The organism is Candidatus Ulvibacter alkanivorans (assembly GCF_003333325.1).
Taxonomy (GTDB): domain Bacteria; phylum Bacteroidota; class Bacteroidia; order Flavobacteriales; family Flavobacteriaceae; genus Ulvibacter_A; species Ulvibacter_A alkanivorans.
Genome location: NZ_QOLC01000001.1, coordinates 1 through 8,101, shown reverse-complemented (window position 1 = coordinate 8,101; position 8,101 = coordinate 1). Strand labels below are relative to the sequence as shown.

At 40.2% G+C, this 8,101-nt stretch carries 9 protein-coding genes; 3 read left to right on the top strand and 6 right to left on the bottom strand.

What is annotated here, in order from left to right:
• The first annotated feature begins 83 nt into the window (after positions 1–83).
• The 3 genes from DWA30_RS00045 to DWA30_RS00035 all read left to right on the top strand — a co-directional run bounded on the left by DWA30_RS00045 (position 84) and on the right by DWA30_RS00035 (position 3,203).
• Entirely contained in the window at positions 84–1,025 is a 942-nt protein-coding gene (locus DWA30_RS00045) for an OmpA family protein (RefSeq protein WP_114490503.1), read from the top strand.
• Between the two features lie 84 nt (positions 1,026–1,109).
• Positions 1,110–2,447, top strand: a complete 1,338-nt coding sequence (locus tag DWA30_RS00040; protein ID WP_114490502.1) for a DUF819 family protein — start codon at positions 1,110–1,112, stop codon at positions 2,445–2,447.
• 48 nt (positions 2,448–2,495) lie between these two features.
• Positions 2,496–3,203, top strand: coding sequence for a DUF4369 domain-containing protein (locus DWA30_RS00035; RefSeq protein ID WP_114490501.1), 708 nt, complete (start codon positions 2,496–2,498; stop codon positions 3,201–3,203).
• A 4-nt stretch (positions 3,204–3,207) separates the two neighbouring features.
• Here DWA30_RS00035 and DWA30_RS00030 read toward each other — a convergent pair whose 3' ends face one another.
• The 6 genes from DWA30_RS00030 to DWA30_RS00005 all read right to left on the bottom strand — a co-directional run.
• Complete coding sequence (locus DWA30_RS00030; RefSeq protein ID WP_114490500.1) at positions 3,208–3,474, bottom strand: hypothetical protein; 267 nt, start codon at positions 3,472–3,474, stop codon at positions 3,208–3,210.
• Positions 3,475–3,508: 34 nt separating this feature from the next.
• A complete protein-coding gene (locus tag DWA30_RS00025) occupies positions 3,509–4,486 on the bottom strand; it encodes a type I phosphomannose isomerase catalytic subunit (RefSeq protein ID WP_114490499.1) in 978 nt (325 codons plus the stop codon).
• Positions 4,479–4,886, bottom strand: coding sequence for a 6-pyruvoyl trahydropterin synthase family protein (locus tag DWA30_RS00020; RefSeq protein ID WP_114490498.1), 408 nt, complete (start codon positions 4,884–4,886; stop codon positions 4,479–4,481). The genes DWA30_RS00025 and DWA30_RS00020 overlap by 8 nt, the downstream gene beginning before the upstream one ends.
• Positions 4,883–5,401 (bottom strand): isopentenyl-diphosphate Delta-isomerase, encoded by a 519-nt coding sequence (gene idi, locus DWA30_RS00015; RefSeq protein ID WP_114490497.1) that lies wholly within the window; start codon positions 5,399–5,401, stop codon positions 4,883–4,885. The genes DWA30_RS00020 and idi overlap by 4 nt, the downstream gene beginning before the upstream one ends.
• Positions 5,402–5,506: 105 nt before the next feature.
• Entirely contained in the window at positions 5,507–7,420 is a 1,914-nt protein-coding gene (locus DWA30_RS00010; RefSeq protein ID WP_114490496.1) for an OmpA family protein, read from the bottom strand.
• A 16-nt stretch (positions 7,421–7,436) separates the two neighbouring features.
• Positions 7,437–8,101, bottom strand: a 665-nt coding sequence (locus DWA30_RS00005) for a PorP/SprF family type IX secretion system membrane protein (RefSeq protein ID WP_114490495.1), incomplete at its 5' end; no start/stop codon positions are given.

The following is an 8,101-nucleotide window of genomic DNA, read 5'->3' as shown; positions in this document are numbered from 1 at the left end:
TTACATTAATAAATTATAGCCGTATACCAGGCAGTGTCAAGTTGAAGTAAAAAAGAATACTTACATTAGTAGAAATTGAATCTATGAATGTTAGATTTATTTTCTTGTGTTGGTTTCTGTTATTATCATGCCTTACCGTTTTCGCTCAAAAAACAGGTAGGAAGTATAAGGTAGATCGGTATAGTTCTATATACCTTCCTCTGGGGCGTATTTCGTTTGCCGATAGCATTGTCGCCTTCCGGCTAGGGGACCCACCTCCTATCGCTTCATTACAAGACGCCACCCAATGTCTACACGAACCCAATTATAAAAATTATCACACACCAAACTTTTTATCATTAGGTTGCAAAGGCAGTATTACCGTGGCATTTACCGATAACGGGTTTATGAACCTCAAAGGAAATGATCTTTATATCTTTGAAGTAGGCCCCTCCCGCGAGGCCGCTTTGGTAGAAATTTCAGAAAATGGTATCGATTGGATAGAAGCAGGAACTATTGCAGGTGGTAAATCCAGTATCGATCTAAGCGATGCGGGAATTTCTTCGGAAACAGTTTTCTATTTTTTACGCATTACCGATCTGGAAGAATTATGTCGTAGCAAAAGTGCCGGTGCCGATATTGATGCTATTGCGGCAATCAACAGTGTTATACGACTCACTATTAACGCCGATGTACTTTTTGATGTAGCTAAATTTGAACTTAAGGAAAGCGCCGAAATTACGCTTAAGAAATTAGCCGAACTCATACAGCAAGTAGACAAAGCCACCATCCTTATTGAAGGTCATACCGATAATGACGGCAGCGATGACTACAACGTAAAACTCTCTCAAGATCGCTGTGAAGCTGTGCTTGCCAAATTGCAATCGTTATTTCCAGAAAATGCCATGTACGATTATGACATACGATCGTACGGGGAAAGCAAACCCCGTGTGGAAAATTCTTCCGAAGTGAACAAACAAATTAACCGTCGTGTAGAGATTACCGTATTACCCCCTAACGACTATTACGATTCGATAGAGGATTAATGCTCTTTAAATTGTATGAAGCGTTTTACTACAGCACTATTTTAGTTTGTCGAGAAATTGTATTTTGCAAACAAATTATCATTTATGCAAACTACTACCCAAGAGATCCTTCAAGATACGACACCGTTAATTACAAACGACACTATCGTATTTGGGCTATTGATGCTCGCATTAGGTTTTATTTTTTACACAAGCTCAAGAGACACGGGGTTTTGGAGTAAATTCTATAAAATTATACCGGCGCTATTCATGGCGTATTTTATTCCGGCGCTATTTACCACTTTTGGATTAATCGCTCCGGAATGGGTAACTGTTTCTGAAATGGGCGAAGCTACCGAAGGAAGTTCCAGTCTCTACTATATGTCGAGTCGGTACTTACTGCCGGCTGCCTTAGTGCTAATGACCTTGAGCATTGATCTTAAAGGAGTATTTAATCTTGGTCCAAAAGCCTTGATCATGTTTATTACCGGAACCATCGGTATTGTGATTGGTGGGCCAATTGCTGTATTATTGGTTGGCACTTTTTCTCCGGAAACCGTAGGTGGTGCCGGTGCCGATGCGGTATGGAGAGGGCTTTCTACCTTGGCAGGTAGTTGGATAGGCGGTGGTGCTAATCAAACAGCCATGCTCGAAATCTACGGATACAATCAGGCCTTATATGGCGGAATGGTCTTCGTGGATATTGTGATCGCGAATATTTGGATGGCCATTATCTTGATCGGGATTGGAAAGACCACACGAATCGATAAATGGTTGAATGCCGATACATCGGCCATAGAAAGCTTAAAGGAAAAAGTGTCTTCCTATGCCAAAAAAGTAGATCGGAATCCGAGTCTAACCGATCTTATGGTATTGGCAGCTATCGCATTTGGAACCGTAGGATTAGCACATTTTGGCGCAGGTTACATTAGTGGATTCTTTGAGGATTTCGTGACAGGATTACCTAAAGGAATAACACGAAATATCTTTACGTTCCTAAACTCGAACTTCTTCTGGATGATCACCATTACCACCATTATTGGTGTGTTATTGTCTTTCACTAGAGCGAGAAGTTATGAAGGTGCCGGCGCTAGTAAGTTCGGTAGTGTGTTTATCTATATCCTAGTGGCGTCCATTGGAATGAAAATGGATCTGACCCTTATCTTTGATAATCTCGGACTGATCCTAGTTGGAGCCATTTGGATGATTATTCATGCCGGTTTACTCATATTAGTAGCCAAGTTAATTCGCGCGCCCTATTTCTTCTTGGCCGTAGGTAGCCAGGCGAATGTAGGCGGTGCTGCCTCTGCTCCTATCGTTGCTTCGGCCTTCCATCCATCGCTTGCGACGGTTGGTGTGCTGCTCGCAGTTTTCGGATATGCCATAGGGACCGTTGCAGCAATTTTATGTACCATTTTAATGCAATTAGCTTCGGCTGCATAGGAAATCCGTTAAAAAAAATGCATCTTTGCCGCGCATAAAAGTGTAGCGATGAAAAAGTATTTATTGGGGGTTTTAGTGTTAATTTTAGTGTGCGCTTGCTCTACGAATGAGCAACAAATGACACTCACAGGATCTATCGACGGTCTTAAAAAAGGAACTGTGCTCCTTCAGAAGATAGAGGATACGGTCTTGGTTTCTGTAGATTCTGTTCACATTAATGGGGATGAAACATTTCAGCTTTCCGAAGCAATGGAAGAGCCAGAAGTTTATTTTTTATATCTGCGTTTAAAGAACGGCGACCTCTTAGATGAACGCATACCATTTTTTGCCGAGCCTAAAGAAATGAGCATTACAACTTCTTTAGAGAATTTTGGCTCGGATGCGAAAATCTCAGGTTCAGAAAACCAAGATAAGATCGCAGAATACAATAAATTGATCAAGAGGTATACCGACAGGAATCTAGATCTTATTAAAAGTGAATTAGAAGCCATGCAATCGAATAATGATTCACTAATAGCCGCTATTCAGAAGCAAAAAAACACATTGCGATCAGGTCGGGTCTTGGCTACCGTAAATTTTGCCAAGAACCACAGTGAGTATGAGTTGGCGCCTTATCTTATGTTAACGGAAGCTTTCGATGTTCAAGTAAAATATATGGATACCGTGTACCATGCACTTACTCCAAAAATTAAAGACTCCAAGTACGGTGTCGAACTGGAGTCTTTAATTGCTGAGCGTAAAAACGATCTCGATTAATCGCCTATAAAGCGTTGATCTTATCGATCAATTTTCTGCCACGATCTTCCAATTCCTGGTTGATCGCCTTAAAGTGTTTCTTTTTGTTTTCCACGTCCTTCTGATTCACTTTTTCAATTAGTTCATCAAATACAACAATGGCCTCATCGATGATCGCCTCTGCTTTTTTAGCGTCCTTTTTGGGATGCGTAAGCTCCCAAATGTAAACGGCTTCTATAATATCACCAAGCACATAATTGATGTCCTTTTTTAAATCACGTACACTTGCCATATAAGTAGTTTGTTTAATTAAATAAGCTGCAAAATTAGGGAATATAAACTTCTAATAATGTAGCTTTTGTCGTTTTTATTTTAATACGATCTATGGCAGCCGGTATTAGAATAGTTTGTCCTTTTTGAATGGCTTCGGAATGCGTCTCGGTTTGTATGAGCGCCTGTCCGTCTACGCACATATACACCACGAACGAATCCAAAGGTGCAATCGCTCGCTCCAGATCTTCTGATAATTTTAATTTATTGATCTCAAAATACGGTGTATGTTTGAGCAATACAGGGTGATTTTCTTTATCCTCGTAGGTAATTTTGGCAGTTGGTGGTGTAAAATTAATAGCGTCCAAAGCGAGATCGGTGTGTAGTTCTCTTAATTCACCCGTAGTGTCCGGGCGATCCCAATCGTAGATGCGATAGGTAATATCTGACGTTTGTTGAATTTCGGCTAAGACCACGCCACTACCAATAGCGTGTACTGTGCCCGGTGCGATATAATAGGCATCGCCTGCCTCAATCTGCACCTCGTTTAGAATATTTGGAAGGGTTTCTTCGGAAAGATGTTTCAAATAAGCAGCTTTGTCTATGGTTTTATCGAAACCGATAATAAGATTTGCCTTTGGCTCTGCTTCCATGATATACCACAGCTCGGTCTTTCCGAAGGAATCATGGCGTGTTTTAGCTAGAGAATCATTAGGGTGTAATTGTACCGAAAGCGTTTCGTTCGCATCGATGAATTTGAACAGTAAGGGAAAGTTATGTTTATAACGCTCATATACTTTATTCCCTACGATCGTTGCGGCATAGGTATGCAGTAATTCTTCAAGTGTTTTATTCTTTAGCGGTCCATTTTCAACCACCGATACTGCATTTTGAACTGCAGACAGCTCCCAACTTTCACCTATTCGATCCCCTCCCTTTTTATTAAATGCTGTTGTAAGTTTTGAACCTCCCCAAACCTTTTCTTTTAAGATGGGAGTAAAGCGCAGTGGATATAGCGACGACTTGTTACCCATTATAGGTTACAAAATTTCTTGGTGTTTCGTAGAGGGTAACCGATATTTCATATTTGGCATCTAGGCGTTTGCGCAGCTTATTCCAAATTACGATCGCAATATTTTCGACGGTGGGATTTAATTCTTTGAACTCGGCTACTTCAATATTCAGATTCTTGTGATCGAACGGTTGCTCTACTTCTTCAAATATTATATTTTTCAATCGTTTGAGATCGATCAAGTATCCTGTTTCAGGATCTATGGATCCACTAACACCAACGGTAAGCTCGTAGTTATGGCCATGGTAATTTGGATTGCTACACTTTCCGAAGACATCGGCATTTTTCTCATCGCTCCAGTCCTCTCGAAAAAGGCGGTGCGCTGCATTAAAATGTGCTTTGCGATACAGAGTTAGGCTCATACGTTCAAGTGTTGGTAGAATTTATCAAAAATAATCTTAAACCAAGCCGTATATTGCTCGGGGTTCTTCTTTATGTCTTCTTTAACTGATTCTAACGGCATCCATTTCCAATCGGCTACCTCTTCGGGATTAATAACAGGTGCGTCGTTATAAGTTCCTACAAGTACATGATCAAACTCATGTTCGGTAAGACCATTATCGAATGGAGCCTTATAAATAAATGAGGTCGTCTCTTTTAAGGGAGTAGTAAACCCCATTTCTTCCATCAGCCTTCTTTTTCCGGCTTCTAAGGACGATTCTCCATCGCGTTGGTGACTACAGCAGGTGTTGGTCCAAAGTCCCGGTGAATGGTATTTATGCAATGCGCGTTGTTGCAACATCAATTCGTTCTTATCGTTCATCACAAAAACGGAGAATGCACGATGTAATAATGCTTTTTCGTGGGCTTCCATTTTCGGCATTAAGCCAATTTTCTCGTCCTTCTCATTAACGAGTATCACTAATTCTACAGCCATTCAATTTTCTTTTTTTTCAAAAGTACGAAATCGCCTATTCTTTTTAAAAACAAAAGGCGTTCAATACATTTTATTGAACGCCTTTTATAAAAAATATTGGTTAGTCTAATTTTGTATCAAGAACATAGAACGTCGATTAAGTTGGTGCTCTTCTTCGGTACATTCTACCCCGTTAGAGCATTCGTTTACGAGTTGTGATTCTCCATATCCTTTCGCCGAAGTAAATCGATCACGACTTATACCTCTTTCGTTTACGAGATAATCTAGGGTCGATTTTGCGCGCTTATCTGAAAGTGCCATGTTATACGCATCGTTTCCTCTAGAATCTGTATGCGATTCGATGGCAATTATAAGTTCAGGATATAGCTGCATAGCTGCGGCGATCTTTTCAAGTTCAATGGCCGCATCCGGTCTGATGTTATAGCGATCGAAATCAAAATAAATTGGTTGCAAGTTCAATCGGCATCCAAGATCATTAGGTGGACAAGGGTCTACGAGTTCTAATGGAATATTTTTTTCTATCGTACTCGTTTCATTCGGTGTTTGCAGCACTAACTCGTTAGGAGCGTATTGTGATTTTGTTGCGCGAATAGAATATTGCTTTTCACAAGCAATTGTAAAACTAAACGCCGCATCTGATCCAACTGTTACATTCTCCACAAGGTTGTTATTCTCGTCTAATAGAAATACTTCTGCACCGGGCAATAATTCTTTAGAGTCTTTATCGAATACAGTACCTACAAGTGTGATCAAACATTTTTCCTGAACGCGGTAGATCTCGTCATCGATACTACCTCGGGCACCCTCTCGGTTAGATGACATATACCCAATTCGTTTCTCTTCATTAATAATGAATCCGAAATCATCTTGCGCACTGTTAGCCGGAGCACCTAAATTTTCGATTTTTCCGGGCTGGCCTGAGTTGTTCAACGCTGTCATAAAAATATCGTATCCTCCAAGTCCTCCGCGTCCGTCACTAGAAAAATACAAATTGTTCTCCTGACTTATAAACGGAAATGATTCTCTTGCTTCTGTATTTATATTCGAGCCCAGATTTACTGGTTCGCTATAGGTGTTATCGCCTAAGATATCAACATACCATAGGTCAGACATACCAATCGTTCCTGGCATATCTGAAGAAAAGTACAATCTTTTTTCATCCTTACTCAAAGCAGGATGCGCAACCGAATATTCTTTACTATTGAATGGCAACTCAACAATGTTGGTCCAAAAGTTATCTCCACTCTTGGTTGCTTTATATAATTTTAGACGGATCGTTTTGTTCTTGTCTTTCCCTTTTTTACCATCAATAAAATTATTTCGGGTAAAATATACGGTACGCCCGTCTTTAGTAAAGGTTGGTGTTGATTCATGGTAAGGAGTATTCACTTCACCGCTCAAGAGTGACGGACTCATTAATAGTCCTTCTTCATCCATATCGGCCACAAATAGGTCAAGAAAAGGTTGCTCATTCCATTCGTGAATTTTAGAGCCTTCACTTCGAGTAGATGAGGAAGCATACACTAGTTTATCCATGTAATAGGCAGGGCCAAAATCGGAATAAGCTGTATTTACAGATACTTTAACCAATTCAACTTCATATTCTAAAAAGTCGGTAGACGTAGCCTTAACAATTCCCGGATCACCGCCGTTTGCGATGAACAAGGCCATAAGGCGATCGGACTCCTGCGGTTGATTAATACTTTTTTGTGACTGTGCAGCACGATAGTAATACATGGTTTCTACTTCGGAAGGGTATTCGTTAATTAGACGCTCATACCATTTCGCTGCATTGTCGTAATCGCTATTCCAATAATAGGTGTCACCTAAATTTTTGTAGATCTGTGCAGATGTATATCCATCTTCAACGACCTTAAGGTAGATCTCTCTTGCATCTATATATGCAAATTTATCAAACTCTTCATTAGCCTTTTTTATTTCTTTCTCCTGTGCGAACGTAAGTCCTGTAGAGAAGCATACTAATGTTAATATTAATGCTTTTTGTAGTATTTTATACATGCCCCATAGTTTTTGGTTAGAAGAATCTTGGTGTTAACACACGTTCTGGTTTGTTAAATATATCGAAGCGAATAATAGCCTCATACGAACCATCACTGTACGTCTCGATATCGGTGGTTTGGTAATCATATCCAAATCCAATGAAAATCCCATCGGTAGCTTGTAAACCAACCATAGCACTAAAAGCAGCACTCCATCGATACGCAGCTCCTAAGGTAAACTTCTCATTGATTAAAAAGTTCGCCGATACATCCCACTGTAATGGAGAACCGCTCACTGCCTTAATCAAGGTCGCTGGCTTAAACTTCAAGTTATCACTAATATCAAACACATAACCCGCAATTAAAAAATAATGCAGGCGCTCGGCTGCGGTAACATCACCATCAAAATTGTTGTTGTCGTTTAAGATTTCATCGATCTGAGACTCATCAAAGTGCTTGGTCGTTAAAAAGTTCGGAACAGACAACCCAACATAAAACTTATCCGTATTATAATACACCCCTGCTCCTATCTGTGGCTGTAACTTATTATCAATAGGATTCTCAAATGCATCACCTCCATCGGCTATATTCAACTTGGTAAAATCTACATCCAGTAGATCCAAACCGGCTTTCAATCCAAACGACAACTCCCCAGTATCGGAAGTGTTGATCGTATACGAATAATCGATATTCACATTAG